We start from the raw sequence: 17,326 nt of genomic DNA on the forward strand, positions 1-17,326 counted from the left end.
CAGTGCTTAATTGCACTGCCCAAATCTATGTAAACAAGACAACTCTATCAAGTGTCTTGATTATATTTAATTTGATAACTTCTTATATAATTCAGGATTAGTTTGCTCTAACTTCAAACGTTCTGAATAATTCATTGACTTAAATTGATCCTTGGTAACTGTATCTCCACCATTATTATGTTTAGTTGGCTTATGAGAATTGTTTAATAGGTATTCATTTAAGATAGTTGATATTTCTTGACCTGCTACATCAATATCTTCAGCACTAATATATTTAGATAGTCCTGTTGGTAGTTGGTTTATTTCCAACATATCCTTTATCTTGTATTCTCTTTCTTTTGCAAGTAACTCTTTCTCTTTCTGTTCAAGTGCTAATTCCTTTTCTGTTTTTTGTGTAGGTAGTTTGCTTTCTAGTGCTTTTAATTTCTTTACATAATCGGTTCTAATAGTATCCTCCGCACTCTGTATTGCCTTTTCAAATTCCTCTTTTGTCATGTTTTCTTTCCATTCCATATTACATTCCCCTTTCTAGTTGCTCATATAAGCCCCATATTGCCCTTGTAAGGCATTTTAATATGTTTCTTATACGTTAGCCCCTAATAAAATTAATACTTGTTTAATTTGTTCTACTTGGTCTGTGGTAAGATTCCTTTTACCATTAATCCAATAACTAAATTGACTTTTACTTATACCTATTTGGTCATAAAGCCATTTGTGTTTAATACCTCTTTCTTGTAAAATTTCCTTTACTTTTTCATTCACCTCGTTTACCCCTTTTTTAGATTAATTTAGTAACAAAAGTTGCTTAAAAAAATATATAAAAAAAGACACAATTATTAGTTGCATCTTAGTTTTAAAAAGTAAGTGTCCATACTATGAACACTATGTAGCATTATTCCCTACATTCAGTATATTTCAGTATTTTTAGAGGAGAGCAAGTTCCGACCTTGTAAGGAAATATACAAACTTATCCAATTATATTGATAAAAACTTCAATTAAAGCATCAAACTAGCACTACTAAATACACTTATGTAAATGTACTTAATACTGATAGTTCTTAACCTTCCATTATTTAATTTTCAATGGTGATTGATGTAATTGTTGGTATTACTAAGATTCACGGTTTGGTTGCTTTCCTAAATTGTTATAGTACCATATAACCAAAATTATAAAACTTCTATAGGTATTGATATTACTATTGTTCAAGGGATTGTTTGCTTTCTAACATTTACACATGTCTTACCCTTCTATTATTTAATTTTCAACACATTCGGTTGTAACCATTGGAATTACTAGTGTTGATGGCTTTCTTAATTGTCCACACAATCCACGCTTCTATACTGTCTTTGCTTTTCCGTTTTATATTTTCTTCTATATTCTTCAAAGCATTTGTTACAATACTTCATACTATTACTATTCATTTTTTCTATACACCCACAAACCTCACACATTATCCAACCACTACACTTCCTCTCCATATAGAGGTTTTAGACATCAAACCTTGTAGTCGTTGAAATTACAGGTTTATATGATTTTTTAACTTCGAACATTTGCTCTAATTTTCTGCATTCTAAATTTTGCCTTTTCTATTATCCTTCACTATATTTGTCCGAAATGTGCTGTTTTACCCCCCCTTTTCCCACATTTTATTAATACATTAAAACTAACTTTTTATTAATATAAGGGTGTTCCCTATAGGTCTTTTAGTGTTTGTGCATTTTACTATGTTATAGGAATTTAGTAAAATCAAAAATCGTTGTATCTATTGCAAATACTTGAATACAAAACTTGTTCGCTACTTCACATTTTATAATGTCCCCTATAGGTCAGTTTGACTTTGTGTATTTTGCTATGTTATAAGGATTTGATGGATATAATAATCCTTGTAGATCTTGATATTACTTGATTACAGAAAATTTCTATTTCAAAAACTTTCTATATTCCCTTAGTGACAGTTAGTGTTTGGCTTTTTTGCTATGTTGTATGGATTTGATAAGTTTAATAATTGTTGTAAGTATTGAAATTACTATAATACAAAAAAGTAAGATTGATTAGAATTTTGTTATACCCCTATAGGTCAGTTAGTATTTGGCTATTTTAGTGGGTTATAGGGATTTGATTAATTTAGTAATTGTTGTAAGTATTGAAATTAAGCCATTACAAGTTTTGAAACTTTCGCTACCAGTTCCATATCCCCCATAGGTCTTTTTGACTTTGGCTATTTTAGTGGGTTTTAGGGATTTAATGAATTGTAAAAAGTGCTGTAAATATTGGAATTACTAGGTTACACAAATGTCTAATTGTCCACACAATCCACGCTTCTATACTGTCTTTGCTTTTCCGTTTTATATTGTCTTCTAGATTTTACAAAACATTCATTACAACAATATTTATCGGCATTATTCTCTTTATAGAACCTCTCACCACAAACCTCACACATTATCCAACCGCCATTAACTTCCCTCATAAGTATAAAGGACTTTGAATCGTCTTTTTTTCATTAAAACGTCTTTTTTTTCTAGGACATAAGTCCTACTTCTCACTATATTTGTTAAGAAAGTGAAGTTTTACCCCCCTTTTTCGTGTAAAACAAAAAATAGCCGACCTAAGCCGACTATAATTTATTACCTATTTACATGTATACTCTATCATTTCCATTATTTCCTTATCTCTTTTAATCGTTTCCTCGTGACTTTTATCAAGTTTTTCATGTTCAAGTATAAACAATTTTCTTATTTCTGCATCTTTGATTTTGTTAATAGTTTTTAAAACATCTAATTTCATCATATCAACACCACCTAATAATCCAATGTGGCGTGCTTTAGATATTCTCTTCTTAAATCTTCCCTATCTAGGTTCAAATATAATTCAGTCACTTTTACATCACTATGGTCGAGAAGTTGAGATAAAACGTATATTGACCCTCCTGCTTTTAAGAAGTCAGTAGCAAATGTTCTTCTAAGGCGATGGGGCGTTACTTCTAACCCTGTACTGTCGCATATTCTTCTAAGATTTTGTTCAAAGTTTGAAACTGACATTTTAGTATGCCTTGTGGTTGGAAATAGAAATTGGCTCTTTGAATATCTTTCTTTAAAATTACACCACTTTTTTAATTCACTAGATAATTTAGGTGTAAGATAAGATAATTTTTCCTTTTTATTTTTAGTATCTCTGAACAATATTGTGTTGTTTCTAAAATTCAAATCATCCATTTCCAATGATAAAGTTTCCCCTATCCTTGCACCAGTGCTTAATAATAATTTAGTTGTCATATAGTCCCTATAACCATAGAATGTCGCTATATTAAACGAATTAAGCAACCTTTTTACATCTTCTCGTTGTAATGGCTCTTTTTTCTCTTCATATACCTTTAATTGCTTAATTCTGGTTACAGGATTAACTTTAATAATATGTTCCTCGTCAAGATAATTAAAGAATACCTTTATATTTCTGATATAATTGTTAATTGTAACCATAGAGATATTTTTACCATTATCAGTGCGATTGTGTGGTCTATTAATATCAGCATTGGCAACTTGTACAGTATACTTTCCTCTTTCCCTTAGATAAGATATATACTCTCTAATTTGTTTTGTGTCGACCTTATCAACTTCCTTGGTGTCCTGTTCCTTTTCCATGTACAGTTGGAACAATTTTAATGTTTGCTCGTAAGATTTCATGGTCTTTTTAGACAAGTTTTTACTTACGCAATAAAGCATAAAATCCTCAATATAATAGTCAAAATCTTTCACTTTAACCCCTCCATTTTTTAGGTGGAGGATAAAAAGTTAGTTGGCAACAAGTTTATAATTTGTAGGATTATGGAAATTTTCCATATATACTTTCATACACTTTATTGGATATAGAAACACCTCAAACCCACTGATTAGCACTATGCGATATCATCTTGCTCCAATCTTAGTTTATCTGCAATTAGAGCAATAAATTCGCTATTTGTTGGTTTTCCTTTATTATTATTTACTGTATACCCAAATATCTTATCTATTGTATCAATTTTACCTCTATTCCATGCTACTTCAATAGCATGCCTGATTGCCCTTTCTACCCTGCTAGGTGTGGTATTAAACTTTTCAGCAACACTTGGGTACAATTCTTTTGTTACAGCACCTAAATAATCCATATCGTCAATAACCATGTGTATAGCTTCTCTCAAATATAAATAACCTTTTATATGTGCCGGTACACCAATTTCCTGTATAATTTTTGTAATTTTGGTCTCCATATTATTTTCATTATTTACATTTTTCTTATAGGTAGCTGCTATATCTAGCTTAGGTTCTAAAATAAGATCATTCTCAACAGTTTGCTTCAATCTTTTTATAAATATTTGGAAATCAAAAGGTTTTACTACATAATAGGAAGCTCCCAATTCAATTGCCCTTTGAGTTATTTTATCCTGTCCAACAGCAGATAATATAATAACCCGTGGAAAGAAATCATCCTCTGATTCATGTAACTTTTCCAATACTCCCAATCCATCTAAGTGTGGCATAATTATATCCAATATCAATATTTGAGGTTTCTCTTTTTTAACAATTTCAAGAGCCTCTATGCCATCTTTTGCAATACCTACAACTTCAAATTCTTCCTGAGCAGATAAAAATTGAGTAATGATTTGACAAAACTCTCTATTATCATCCGCAATAGCAACAGTAATTTTCTTCATAATATACCCCCCTGATTTTTATATCTCTACCTTGTTTTATTTCGACAAAAATTCAAAAACTCCTTCTTTTTTATAAAATTTTTTAAAAAAATCTTCTTTTGCAAAATAATGTATTTAAAAGGCTTCTATTGAATTACCTAATTCAAATAGAAGCCTTCACTTTTATCTACTTTATATTTTCAAGCATCCACTCTATATATATACCATATCCTTTTGTCGGATCATTTACAAAAACATGTGTTATAGCACCAATTAGTTTATCATCCTGTATGATTGGACTACCGCTCATACCTTGTATTATCCCACCTGTTTTATTCAATAGTCTTTCATCAGTAACCTTAATTATCATGCTTTTTTGCTGAGGCTTTTCTTGCGGTTCAACTTTTAATATCTCAATTTCATATTTATCAACTATATTGTCATCTAAAGTGCTTAGTATATAAGCTTTTCCTGGTTTTACCTCTTCTTTATAGCCAATTGGAATTGAATTTTTAATTTTTATATCGTCATTGTCTTTCAAAACTCCATAAATCCCATAATCATTATTATCGTATATTTCGCCTAAGATGTCATCTGTTTTATAAAAAACACCTTTTATTTCTCCAGGTGTTCCTTTTTTACCTTGCTCTATATCTGATATCTTTGCGTTCATTACCAGCCCATTATCCACATTTAAAAGTTTCCCCGTATCCATATCTGATATGCCATGACCTAATGCTCCGAATTTGTTGCTTTTCTTATCGTAAAATGTCATAGTACCAATTCCGGAGGTTTTATCTCTAACCCATATTCCTAATCTATAAGAATTGTCCTGCAGGCATTGAATTGGTGTAGCTGTAATCTTTATTTCCTCTTTATTTCTTAAAACTACAATATTTACTGCTTCTTCTTTTACATTATTTAAAATTCTGACTACTTGTTCTGCACTTGAAATTTTTTCTCCATTTATTTCTATAATACTATCTCCGACCTTCAACCCCGATTCTCTTGCTGGACTTATTCTGTTGCCTTTTATATTTATAACTTCTGTTACCGCCACAACTAAAACTCCTTTGGTATTCATTCTTACGCCAATAGCATTTCCGCCGGGCACCAATTCAGGTCTGTTTACAACATTCACATTGTAGTTTTTAACCGGAATCAAGCCCAAGAGCTTTATCTGCAGATTTGTTTCACCTTCGTCTATTCCATTCAATGTTATAGATTTTTTACCTTCATTAAAGATCGTTTCAACTATTGAGACATCTCTATTATCCAACGAGAATGGGAATGATATATTTAGATTCTTATTTTCACCTTTAATTATTTTAAAGTCTGAGGGATAAAATAAACTTTGACTTAAACTCAATGAATAAAATAATACAAAAATAATTATAAATAATAGTAAATATTTAGTTTTAAGCCTAAATTTCCCCAAATAAAATCACTCTCCTTTTAATTTTCTTTCCTCACCTCCATAAAAATTTATTGCATATATAATTTAGCCTTTTTAAAGAGAATTATTCTAATCAAAATTTATGAAAATTGTAAAGTACATTCTACAATTCCAAAGAAAAAAAGACTTCTATTAAAACATTTCATTTAATAGAAGTCTTTGAAATTTATTAAAAATTTAAATTAAAATTTTTTATTCTCATTTCCTCAATTCAGATTTTATTTTTTTTGACATGCTTAGCATTTCTTTTGCATGATTTACTGTAGTTTCAGTAACGTTCACGCCACCTAATAATCTAGCCATTTCTTGTATTTTTTCATCAAAGGTTAATTTTTTAACTTTAGTTACTGTTGTACCATTTTGTGATTGTTTATAGATCTTAAAATGACTGTCCGCCAAAGCTGTTATTTGAGGCAAATGAGAAATAGATATAATCTGGTGATTTTTTGATATTTTGCATATTTTTTCTCCTACTATCTGAGCAGTCCTGCCGCTAATTCCTGTATCTATTTCATCGAATATTAAGGTGGGTATTTTATCATTATCTGCTAAAATATTTTTAAATCCCAACATTATTCTTGACATTTCTCCGCCCGATATAATCTTGGACAATGATTTCAAAGATTCTCCGGGATTTGTTGCTATTAAAAATTCGATATCATCCAAGCCATTATAGCTTAAATCTTTTTCTTTGAAATTTACCTTAAACACCACATTTGTCATATTTAACTCTTTTAGTTCTTCAGTTAATCTCTTCTCTAATGTTTTTGCAATTTTAATTCTTTTGTCCCTCAGTAATATGGAGTCATTTGTTAACATTTCTTCATATTTTTTTAAATTATTATTAATTTCTTCAATTTTCTTTTCATAATTTATAAGATTTTCATATTCATCAAAAATTTTATTTCTATAATCAAATATTTTTTCTATGGTACCGCCATATTTCTTTTTCAATTTATTTACTAAATCTAACCTATCCCTATAATATATTAATTTTTCCTCATCTATTTCCAGAGACTCTAAATAATAATTTATATCTCTAGCCAAATCCTGTAGTTCATACCTTAATTCATCAAATCTATTTAAATACTTAACAATATCTTCATCAAAGGATTTTATATTGTTAAGAAAACTTATACAATTGCTCAATAAGTTTAAAATGGAATCTTTTTCATAATCTGAACCATCCAAATTTTCTAATACGTTACCTAATCCCATTTGTATGCTCTGTATATTGGAATATTTTTTAAAATTGTTTTCAATTTCAAAGTCATCCTCAGGTGAAAGATTTGCGTTATCTATTTCTTCTATTTGATATTTTAATAGGTCTATTTCCCTTTCTCTCTCTGCTGATGATATCCTCATTTCATCAAGTTTTTTCTTTTCGTCTATATATTTCTCATAATTTGAATCAATTTTCTCCAATAACCCTCGGTGTCCCTTATCACCGAGACTATCTATTAATAACAAATGATTTTGTGTATTTAAAATGGACTGATGCTCATGTTGTCCAAAGATATCAACTAAATTCGGTGTTATCTTGCTCAATATATTTAGTGTAATTGGTCTTCCGTTTAGCCTAGATATGCTGGGATAATTTTCTGATATTTCTCTGGATATAACCAAAATATCTTCTCCGGTATCAAAACCATATTTGGATAGCAAAGACTTAATATTATTATCAATGCAAAATAAAGCTTCAACAAATGCTTTCTCTTGTCCGGTACGTATCAAATCTTTGCTGCTTCTGCCTCCCAAAACAAGTCCCAAAGCTTCAATTATAATCGATTTACCGGAGCCTGTCTCACCAGTTAGTAAATTTAGACCGTAGTCAAATTCTATTTTAAGATCATCAATTATAGCGAAATTTTTAATGCTTAATTCTTTGAGCATAAATAAACCCCCGATTATCTAAGAATATTATGCGCCTCTACTATTGTCTTTAAAATAAAATCATCATTTATATAATCACCGCTATTTTTTAAATACAAAAGAAATTCTATATTTCCAGTAGTTCCTGTTATAGGCGAAAAAACCAATGAATTTGCTATAAGCCCAATTTCCTTCGAAAATTCGACCACCTTTTTTATTGTATCAAAGTGAGTTTTTTTGTCCCTAACAATTCCTTTTTTTCCTACTCTTTCTCTTCCAGCCTCAAATTGGGGTTTCACTAAAGCAACTATTTTGCCATCATGCGCTAATAATTTTTTTGCTACAGGTAATACAAGTGTCAACGAAATAAATGAAACATCAATCGATATGAAATCAATTTCTTCACCAATATCATCACTTGTTACATTTCTGATATTTGTTCTTTCCATTACTATAACTCTGGGGTCATTTCTCAATTTCCAATCTAATTGCCCATAACCTACATCAACTGCAAATACTTTTTTAGCACCGTTTTTTAACATACAATCAGTAAATCCTCCTGTTGAGGCACCAATATCCATGGCTATTAGATTTGACAAATCTAAATCAAAGGATTCTATGGCCTTTTCAAGTTTCAATCCGCCTCGGCTAACATATATAATCGGATTTGTTTTGATTATAATGTTCTCGGATTCTTCGATATACTCACCGGGTTTGTCAATCCTTCTGGTACCTATATAAACAGAACCTTCCATTATTACTCTTTTCCCCTTTTCCCTTGAATCGACTAACCCTTTTTCAAATAACAATATATCCGCTCTTTTTTTCCCCATTGCAGCTCCTTTTTCTTACTTTTTTTTCTTTTTATTGGGAAACAATTCAACATTAAATTTCACTTCTATAAAATTAAAAAATTTTGCTACCTGAAATATTATTTTTTCATAATTATATAGAGCTATTGATTTACCTATTGCTTTTCCTCCAACAGTCAATGAAGCAGTAATAGCTGTAAGCATTATAGATAATAATGTTCCGTTTTTAAACCCATACGTATTCAATAATTTATAAATTATATTTGTTCCAACAGCTCCGGAAATGATTCCGCTTATATCCCCAATAACATCATTACAGAAGTTTGATACTTCTCCTGCATTTCTGACTAATTTAATAGCTACTTTTGCTTCGCTTATTTTATTTGCTGCCATAGCATGGAAAGGTTTTTCATCGGCCGTAGTAACTGATGTACCAATTATATCAAATATAATCCCTATTAAAATAATAATTAATAGTATTACAAAAGCTATAAGTATATTTAAACTCTTTACTAGGTTTTCAGTAAGTACAGAAATAATAATTGCTAAAAAAAATGTCCAAAGGGAAATTCCTACTACCCATTTAGAATTATACCGTTTGGAAAAATCTTCGCCTTCTTTTTTTGACATAAAATCCTCCTCAAAACTTTCCTATTTTTTATAAAAAAAGCTGATAGCAATAGCTACCAGCGTGAGTAGTGGCAATAAACTAAGTAAATCTTACGGCTTTAGGTCCAGTAGGTTTTCCCTGATAAAAACTGTCTGTCGCCATAACAGTGGTTTCCCTTTAATTTTACCAATACCCTGTTGCCAAAGGTGCAACTGGATTGCCACTTAGTCCGCACTGTAATCCTCAATTTATTTCATAATGAACAGTCTAGGAGTTTTCCTCAACAGCCAGTCTATTCCTTAGCCTCTTTTGCAAAATAGGTTTCGATAACAGAACTTAATTGATACTAGGCCTCTGATCTTATAAGTTGAACTTATCATCCGCACTACCTCGCTCAAGGCAGACTACTTCTGCTTAAAATCTTAAATGCAGGTTTATCATAATATATTATATAAATATACTATGTCTCCACGAAAGTAGGGTCTACGCCCGCATGCCATTGCAGATCGCCCCATCTTTCTTACTCCCTGTGAAAACCCACGACTGGGCGTCGCAAGCCTAACACAAAGAACTTCATCGATATGCCCTTCGACGGATTTTTAGCCCCGCCCTCTAGAATAGCTGTACTGACTAGAATACTGTACCACTTACATGCTGATTTTATTATAACATGAAATTATGTAAATTACAATAATCTTATTCATTCCTATTAATCAAAAATTTGGTTAAATCCTTGAAAAAGTCTATGTCAATACCATTAAAGGAATCAAGAATGTCCATTGCTTTTTTGCTAAGAATTTCAACTTCTTCTTTGCAAGTATTTAAATCAAAATATTTTAGATATGTCATTTTATTTATGGATTCATCTTCAGCATAATCAAGTATATCATCCTTTATTTGATATGCCAATCCCAGATTTAACCCAAATTTCCTAAGTTTTTCGATATATTCATCATTTGCACCGCCAATTATTGCACCTGATACTAAACTTGCCTGAATTAACCCAGCTGTTTTAGTTCTATACATATAAATTAATTTCAGCTCATCCATATTCTCAAATCCACCTAAAACATCCAGCACTTGTCCTCCGATCATTCCATTTGTGCCGGAATAAATACTGATTTCTTCCATAGCCCTCACATAACATTTATACTCATCAATAGAATGGGAATTATTGATAGTATAATTTAACATGGTTTCAAATGCTAGATTTAGAAGTCCATCTCCAGTAAGTATCGCCATTGCTTCACCAAAGACCTTGTGATTAGTCGGCTTACCCCTTCTGAAATCGTCATCATCCATAGATGGTAAATCATCATGTATTAAAGAATATGTATGTATCATCTCTATTGCTGCCGCAAATGGTAAAATTTTTTCAAGATTAGCATCAAATATCTCATATGCTTTAAGCGCAATAATCGGTCTTAATCTCTTCCCACCTGTAAATAAACTATATTCCATTGCTTCGTATATTTTCTTTTGATATGAATTCTTGTGATCCATCGAAGTCTTAAGATAATCGTCTATTAAGTCCATATAACACTTAAGTTCTCTAGTAATACTCATCCTCATCCTCCTTGAAAAAATTGAATTCCGCCAAAGATTCTTCGTCGCCTAACAGTACCTTAACTTCTCCTTCTGCAGCTTTTAATATATTATTGCAATATTTATACAGTTCAATACCTTTTTTAAATTTTTCTATAGACTCTTGAAGAGTACAGTCATCATCTTCCAATTCAACTAATATCTTTTCCAATTCCGACATAGCTTCTTCATAACTTAACTTTTTATTATCTTCCAATTTTTTTATGCCTCCTTTTCCAAATCAATTATTACAGTCCTAATAGTTCCATCCTTAAGCAAAATATTTATTTCATAACCTATTTTTAATTCGTCAATTGATTTCACGATATTACCGTCTACATCATACAATATACCATATCCTTTATCCAAAGAATACCTGGGGTCAAGAAGTCTAAGCCTATTTTCCAGTATGAGAAGTCGTTTCAATTCTTTGGAAATCTTTTTTTCCAATGAATAATTTAAGTCTCTTAACATATTATCAATATCCTGTTGTCTGTTTTTAAGCTTTAAAATCGGATTGTTATAGGACAAGGATTTGTTTAAGAATTTCAATTGATTATCGTTGGCCAATATATATTTATTGAGATGACTTAGAAGAGTCTCATATTTATTTCTTAAATTATTGCTTAAATAGCTAAAATCCGGCACCGCTAACTCTGCCGCTGCTGACGGTGTAGGAGCCCTTAAATCAGAAACAAAGTCCGTTATTGTATAATCAGTCTCATGTCCGACAGCAGATATAATCGGAGTTTTTAATGAGAAAATTATACGAGCTAATTCTTCATCATTAAATGCAAACAATTCCTCATATGAGCCTCCTCCCCTGCCGGTAATTATTAAATCAATATCCCCTCTGTTGTCTAAATACTTTAACCCTTTAGATATTTCTCTCGCGGCATTTGCTCCCTGCACCGATGCCGGATAAATTAAGATTTCACACGGAGGATATCTTCTCTTTAATATAGTTACTATGTCTCTGATAGCAGCTCCGGTTTTCGAAGTTACAACCCCAATTTTTTTAGGTAAAAAGGGCAAATCTTTTTTGTATTTTTCTTGGAATAAGCCTTCCTTTTCTAATTTTCTCTTTAAATCATCAAAAGATTTATATAAATCACCAATTCCTTTATCTCTAATGCTTCTTACATAAAGTTGATAATCGCCGTCTCTGTCATAGACTGATATGTAGCCTGAAGCCACTACCTTCATTCCTTCAGATAATTTTATCGCTCCATTTTCATTATCTCGTTTAAAAAATACACACCGAATTTTACTTTTATCATCTTTTAAAGAAAAATACATATGTCCGCTATTATGGTGTTTAAAATTGGATACTTCTCCTTCAATCTCTAAATTGGATAAAACTATATCTCCTGCAAATACTCTCTTTATATAATTATTAACTTCACTAACCTTTAAAGGCTTCATTCATTCACCTCCATATGCCCTTTTCTAGTCATCCCTAAATAGGCTATTCCTATAGCGTTATCTGTTGATAACTCCCTTTTAGGAAATATTATAATGGCTTCATCAGTAAAAGCATTTATCAAATATTTTCTAATATAATTGTTTGCAGATACTCCGCCGGTAAATAATACTTTGTTTATATTTGTATCCTTTATAAAATTTCTAATCATTTTTTCTATTACCATTGAAACTGTATGAAATAAGGTATGTATAATATCCTCAACAGGGTAATTCTTTGAATAAATTAGCCTTAAAAAATAATTTTCCAGCCCTGATAAATTTGTCCAATATTTATTCTTAATACTTATGGGAATTTTTATATCAATTAGTTTACCTTTGTCAGAGAGCTTTTCCATCTCTTCACCACAAGGGAATTTAAGCCCCAAATACACTCCAATTCTGTCAATAAGTTGTCCAAAGCTTATATCCAGACTGCCTCCCACTATTTCTATTTCCATGTTATAAACTATATTTTTGACATATAATAATTCACTTGTACCCCCTGAAATATGCAATGCCAAAAATTCCTCTTGCTTCCCTATTACTTTTTCATGTTCAAGTAACAGAGACCCTATATGCCCTTCCTGATGACTGAATTCCTTATAATTCTTTTTAAGTATCATAGAGAGGATCAACGCTTGATTTTTTCCAACAATAAAAACAGGCATATACGAATCAATCGAATCCCTTGGTTTTGAGCTTACTGATATAGTATCAATTTTATTTATGTCTATATTTTTAGACAATCTTTCTATAAGAAATGGAATATTGCTAACATGTTGAAATAAGGCTTGTTGTTGTCTAAGTCCTTTTTCTCTGTCCTTAACCTCCAATACCTTCCTTAAGTCCAACAAAATATTGTTATTTTCGTCTATTACCCCCAACGATGTTGTATAGCAACTTGTATCAATACCTAAATAATATCTACTCATAATCTTTATCCAGGGCTCTTACAAAGCCACCTAAAACTCCATTTACAAATTTAAATGAATCTTCCGAACTGAATTTTTTAACGATTTCGATAGCTTCATTAATGGAAACTTCTAGTGGAATATCTTTTCTGTATAAAATCTCGTAAATAGCTATTCTTAAAGCCACTAAATCAACTTTGGCCAATCTCGAAATATTCCAACCCTCCAAATAAGGTTTGATATAATTATCAATCTCTTCAAGATTATCGGTAATTGCATGTACAGCATCTATTATATAAGAAGTTTCTTTATTATCGTATTCAAAATTGCTTAAAAACAATTCAAGTGCTTCATCAGAATAATCATTGGTGCTTTCCATTTGAAATAAAACCATCATCGCGCCTTCTCTTGCTTGCTTTCTACCCATTATAATCCCCCTAAAGCTCATAATTTCATGTTTATCTAAGGATTTTTATAATTTAAAATTACCCCCTGATTATCAGAGGGTATATATTTAAATCTTTTAATCTTGCTTCTTCTCTTCTTTTTTATCTTCCTTTGGCAAACTAACTCCTTGAATATTGACATTGATTTCATTTACATTCAATGCAGTCATATTCTCTATTGAAGCCTTTACATTACTTTGTACTTCTTTACCTACTTTTGCTAAATTTGATCCAAATTCCACTATGATAAATAAATCAACTTTAGCAATATTTTCATTTAACTCAACTTTTACTCCCTTTGACATATTTTTCATACCCAAAAGTTCAGTAATACCGCCGGTAATACCACCACTCATACCTACTACGCCTTTTACTTCTGTTGCAGCTATACCGGCAATAATAGCAATTACATCATCAGAAATCTTTACATTGCCTTTATCTGCATCATTGATTATTGTATCCCCCATTTAAAACACCTCCAAGCTTAAATTCTAAAGCTATTATATCAAAGGAATACAATCATTACAACAATTCTATTGCTTTTTCATTATTTTAATACTTTCTGTGTCAAATTTGGTTTCAGATTTTACTATATCCAATATCTTTACCATATCCTGTTGAGTTAATTCATCTGTGGAAACAACTACCTTTATTTCATCACTTGTAATAAATGCTAATGCATCCTCAAAACCCTTTGCTTTAACCAGCCCTTCTATTTGCAGTTCTTTTTCAGAAGTCTCACCAATCTTCATTATTTCTTCTTGTGCTTTAGTTCTGACATCATCAGTTGTCTGTGTATTTTTAATAATTCCATCAAGCCTATCAACCAATCCAGCTCTCAATTTATCTCTAGAAAGCCTGTATTCAACAAAATAATTTATATTTGAATCGGAAACTGTTTTACTTAATTCACCCAATTCATTATTGCTAGTTGTAATTGCATTTGTTATATTTTCTTCATTTGGAAGAGAGTCCACTATATCAAAATCTTCTTCAGATGACATATATTCATTATTCTCCATTTGCATAACTTCATAATTCTGATAATCCTTTGATACCTTTGTAAGTGCATCTTGTGTTAATCGGTAATTTAAGTATCCGGTAAATACTAAAAGTACTAACAAGATTCCTATGATTGCAGGTCTTTTTATCTTAAACATCAAACCATCCCCCCTATTTACTAGAATATACTTGAACCCTATTTCCACTTATCCCCAATACTGTCTTAACTGCTTCATAGAGTTTTTCCATTATTATGAGGTCATTTGCGCCTTCGGCAACAACTATTACACCTTTGACATTTGGCTTAACTTCTTTTAAAAGAACCAATGACCCATCATTTGACTTACTCACCATTTGCGAAGTAATATCCTCTCTGTTTACTTCCCTTGTCCCCCCTTCTGAATCCAATTCTTTTGTAGTCTCTGTCGTTTTTGTTGTATTGGTTGCAGGTACTTTTTCACTTGAATCCTCCAATGTGATCATCACGCTTATCTCCCCTACGCCATTTAATTTTCCTAAAATATTTTCCAACTTTTTCTCTAAATAAGAACTATAATCATCTTCAAGAATATTTTCACGTATTATTACTTCTTCTTTTTCTACTGCCTTTTTATCCTCAATCAAAAAGTTTACTCCAATTAAAAGTATGATTGATGCGACCAATATTATGAATAAATAATTAATAAACTTTTTATTATTTAAGTTTTCTATATGTTTCTTTATTTTATCAATTATTTCTTCCATATCTTTCCTCCCCCTTTTTAACTGAAATTATTAATCTTTCTTCGTCTATCTGTAAATAGTCTATAATCAAATTTTTTAATTCCTCGAAGTCGTTAGCACTGCTACTAACTGGTATTGATTCATTTCCAAGATTAATTTTCTCTATTTTGATTTCACTATCTTTTGATTGTTTATCCGTATCCAAAATAATATTGATGTATTCTATTAATAAAAGATTCTGATCATCCGGTTTTGTAGATATATATATATCTTTTACTTTATAATAGCTATTCTCCTTTACTATTTTTTTTATTTCACTGGATAGGTTAGTTTTAAAAATCTCTTCTATTTGTTCATTTTGCGTACTGACAACATCTTCCTTCATTGTTATGTCATTTGAGAAAGTTTCGATTTTTTCATCAAGATTTATGTCAAAATTGATTAGTTTTGTGAAAGGGCTTATCACTGTAAACACAATAATTATACCGATTATAAAATCCACATATTTCTTCATATTGCCCTTAGGAATTATCAATTCCACTAAAGATATAATTACGAATAAGACTACAATATCCTTCAACCATTCCCGTATAAAATTAGCTACAATATTTATCACCTACCTTAGCATTATTAAACTGTTACCGGTGTCCACTATAATCGTTATGGTAATAAAAAACATCATTGCTACAGAAACCATACTAATCAATATCAACAAAAGGGTTTTACTTACATCGCTAAAAAAATTTGAAATATTCTTTGAAACTATCGGTTCAATTACCACGCCGACTATTTTGTATATAAGTAATAAAGTCCCAATTTTTATTAATGGCAATATAGTAATAAAAATTATTATAAACAATCCAATAATACCTATCCCATTTTTTAATATTGCCGAAGAACCAATAACTGTTTCCACCGCATCAGACAAAAATCCTCCCACCACAGGAACAAATCTATCAACAGCAAATTTTGCAGTTCTTATTGAAATGCCATCTATTTTTGTTGAAAGCCCATGTATAGTGATAATGCCAACAAATACTGTAAATGCAGCTGATATAATAAATGTAACAATTTGATTCCCAAATTCTGATAGCTTTCTCAGCTCGGCTCTTTCAGATAAATTGGATAAAATACTTATAATAAAAGAAAAGTTTATCAGTGGCAGAATGACACTCTTTACTACGATTCCTATAACATTAACAGTTCCCAATATCATTGGATGGAAAATTAACTTGGTATTAGGTCCACCTGTCAACACTAAAAATGTCAATAATATGGGCAACAATATTTCCATAAACTCAATCATCGAATTAATAGTTATTTTTACAGTTTCCATTAATTGATAAAAACTTCCTATTACTAGTATTGCTATGAGAATATAGGTAACATAGTTTGCAAAGCTAGCTACAGAAGCATTCTCAAATGTACTTTGAATATTTGTAAGCAATGCAGATATCAAGGCTATAATAAGTATTTTTGATAAAAAGCCTAAATTAATTTTGATTTCTTCAATAAATTTATTTGCTATAGACTTAATAAAAGACTTACCATCGATTATCATTTCACCTTTTAAAAACTTGCTTAAATATTCCTTAAAGCTCATTTTCGGCATCAAATTGTTATTTCCCAATACATCTTCAAGCAAAGAATCAAGTTCTTTTGTATTAAATAAATCCAATTGTTCTTCAATAATAAAATCATTTATTTCTTCATTTCCAAAGACAATATTGGGGATAAAAATAATTACAATAAATATTAAAATTGCTTTTTTCATCATCT

Annotated in this window: 19 protein-coding genes; all 19 read right to left on the bottom strand. The window is 30.6% G+C overall.

Annotated elements, in window-relative coordinates; translation table 11 throughout:
• Positions 1-66: 66 nt before the first annotated feature.
• Complete coding sequence (locus H8707_RS09310) at positions 67-513, bottom strand: hypothetical protein (protein ID WP_262429878.1); 447 nt, start codon at positions 511-513, stop codon at positions 67-69.
• 69 nt (positions 514-582) lie between these two features.
• Positions 583-762: a helix-turn-helix domain-containing protein gene (locus tag H8707_RS09315; RefSeq protein ID WP_262429879.1), complete on the bottom strand. Its 180-nt coding sequence runs from the start codon at positions 760-762 to the stop codon at positions 583-585.
• Between the two features lie 1,867 nt (positions 763-2,629).
• Complete coding sequence (locus H8707_RS09320; protein ID WP_262429880.1) at positions 2,630-2,788, bottom strand: hypothetical protein; 159 nt, start codon at positions 2,786-2,788, stop codon at positions 2,630-2,632.
• A gap of 11 nt (positions 2,789-2,799) precedes the next feature.
• A complete protein-coding gene (locus H8707_RS09325) occupies positions 2,800-3,753 on the bottom strand; it encodes a tyrosine-type recombinase/integrase (protein ID WP_262429881.1) in 954 nt (317 codons plus the stop codon).
• A gap of 140 nt (positions 3,754-3,893) precedes the next feature.
• Entirely contained in the window at positions 3,894-4,688 is a 795-nt protein-coding gene (spo0A, locus tag H8707_RS09330; protein ID WP_262429882.1) for a sporulation transcription factor Spo0A, read from the bottom strand.
• 166 nt (positions 4,689-4,854) lie between these two features.
• Positions 4,855-6,105 carry a SpoIVB peptidase gene (spoIVB, locus tag H8707_RS09335; protein ID WP_262429883.1) on the bottom strand — a complete coding sequence of 417 codons (1,251 nt, stop codon included), beginning with the start codon at positions 6,103-6,105 and terminating at the stop codon, positions 4,855-4,857.
• Positions 6,106-6,321: 216 nt separating this feature from the next.
• Entirely contained in the window at positions 6,322-8,016 is a 1,695-nt protein-coding gene (gene recN / locus H8707_RS09340; protein WP_262429884.1) for a DNA repair protein RecN, read from the bottom strand.
• Positions 8,017-8,030: 14 nt separating this feature from the next.
• Entirely contained in the window at positions 8,031-8,828 is a 798-nt protein-coding gene (locus tag H8707_RS09345) for a TlyA family RNA methyltransferase (RefSeq protein WP_262429885.1), read from the bottom strand.
• A 15-nt stretch (positions 8,829-8,843) separates the two neighbouring features.
• Positions 8,844-9,437 carry a hypothetical protein gene (locus H8707_RS09350; protein WP_262429886.1) on the bottom strand — a complete coding sequence of 198 codons (594 nt, stop codon included), beginning with the start codon at positions 9,435-9,437 and terminating at the stop codon, positions 8,844-8,846.
• A gap of 676 nt (positions 9,438-10,113) precedes the next feature.
• The gene (locus H8707_RS09355; RefSeq protein WP_262429887.1) at positions 10,114-10,983 is read right to left on the bottom strand and encodes a polyprenyl synthetase family protein; all 870 of its coding nucleotides are present in this window, start codon (positions 10,981-10,983) and stop codon (positions 10,114-10,116) included.
• Positions 10,970-11,218 carry an exodeoxyribonuclease VII small subunit gene (gene xseB, locus H8707_RS09360; RefSeq protein WP_262429888.1) on the bottom strand — a complete coding sequence of 83 codons (249 nt, stop codon included), beginning with the start codon at positions 11,216-11,218 and terminating at the stop codon, positions 10,970-10,972. Before xseB ends, H8707_RS09355 begins: the two co-directional genes overlap by 14 nt.
• 5 nt (positions 11,219-11,223) lie before the next feature.
• A complete protein-coding gene (xseA, locus tag H8707_RS09365; RefSeq protein ID WP_262429889.1) occupies positions 11,224-12,426 on the bottom strand; it encodes an exodeoxyribonuclease VII large subunit in 1,203 nt (400 codons plus the stop codon).
• Complete coding sequence (locus H8707_RS09370) at positions 12,423-13,397, bottom strand: Kae1-like domain-containing protein (RefSeq protein ID WP_262429890.1); 975 nt, start codon at positions 13,395-13,397, stop codon at positions 12,423-12,425. Before H8707_RS09370 ends, xseA begins: the two co-directional genes overlap by 4 nt.
• Positions 13,390-13,803, bottom strand: a complete 414-nt coding sequence (gene nusB / locus H8707_RS09375; RefSeq protein ID WP_262429891.1) for a transcription antitermination factor NusB — start codon at positions 13,801-13,803, stop codon at positions 13,390-13,392. The genes H8707_RS09370 and nusB overlap by 8 nt, the downstream gene beginning before the upstream one ends.
• Before the next feature lie 96 nt (positions 13,804-13,899).
• Positions 13,900-14,289, bottom strand: coding sequence for an Asp23/Gls24 family envelope stress response protein (locus H8707_RS09380; RefSeq protein ID WP_262429892.1), 390 nt, complete (start codon positions 14,287-14,289; stop codon positions 13,900-13,902).
• A gap of 66 nt (positions 14,290-14,355) precedes the next feature.
• The gene (locus H8707_RS09385) at positions 14,356-14,982 is read right to left on the bottom strand and encodes a SpoIIIAH-like family protein (protein WP_262429893.1); all 627 of its coding nucleotides are present in this window, start codon (positions 14,980-14,982) and stop codon (positions 14,356-14,358) included.
• Between the two features lie 13 nt (positions 14,983-14,995).
• Positions 14,996-15,568, bottom strand: a complete 573-nt coding sequence (locus tag H8707_RS09390; RefSeq protein WP_262429894.1) for a sporulation stage III protein AG — start codon at positions 15,566-15,568, stop codon at positions 14,996-14,998.
• A complete protein-coding gene (spoIIIAF, locus tag H8707_RS09395; protein ID WP_262429895.1) occupies positions 15,552-16,163 on the bottom strand; it encodes a stage III sporulation protein AF in 612 nt (203 codons plus the stop codon). Before spoIIIAF ends, H8707_RS09390 begins: the two co-directional genes overlap by 17 nt.
• Positions 16,164-17,321: a stage III sporulation protein AE gene (spoIIIAE, locus tag H8707_RS09400; RefSeq protein ID WP_262429896.1), complete on the bottom strand. Its 1,158-nt coding sequence runs from the start codon at positions 17,319-17,321 to the stop codon at positions 16,164-16,166.
• Positions 17,322-17,326: the final 5 nt, after the last annotated feature.

Origin of the sequence: Paratissierella segnis (genome assembly GCF_014385195.1) — a bacterium.
GTDB lineage: Bacteria > Bacillota > Clostridia > Tissierellales > Tissierellaceae > Paratissierella > Paratissierella segnis.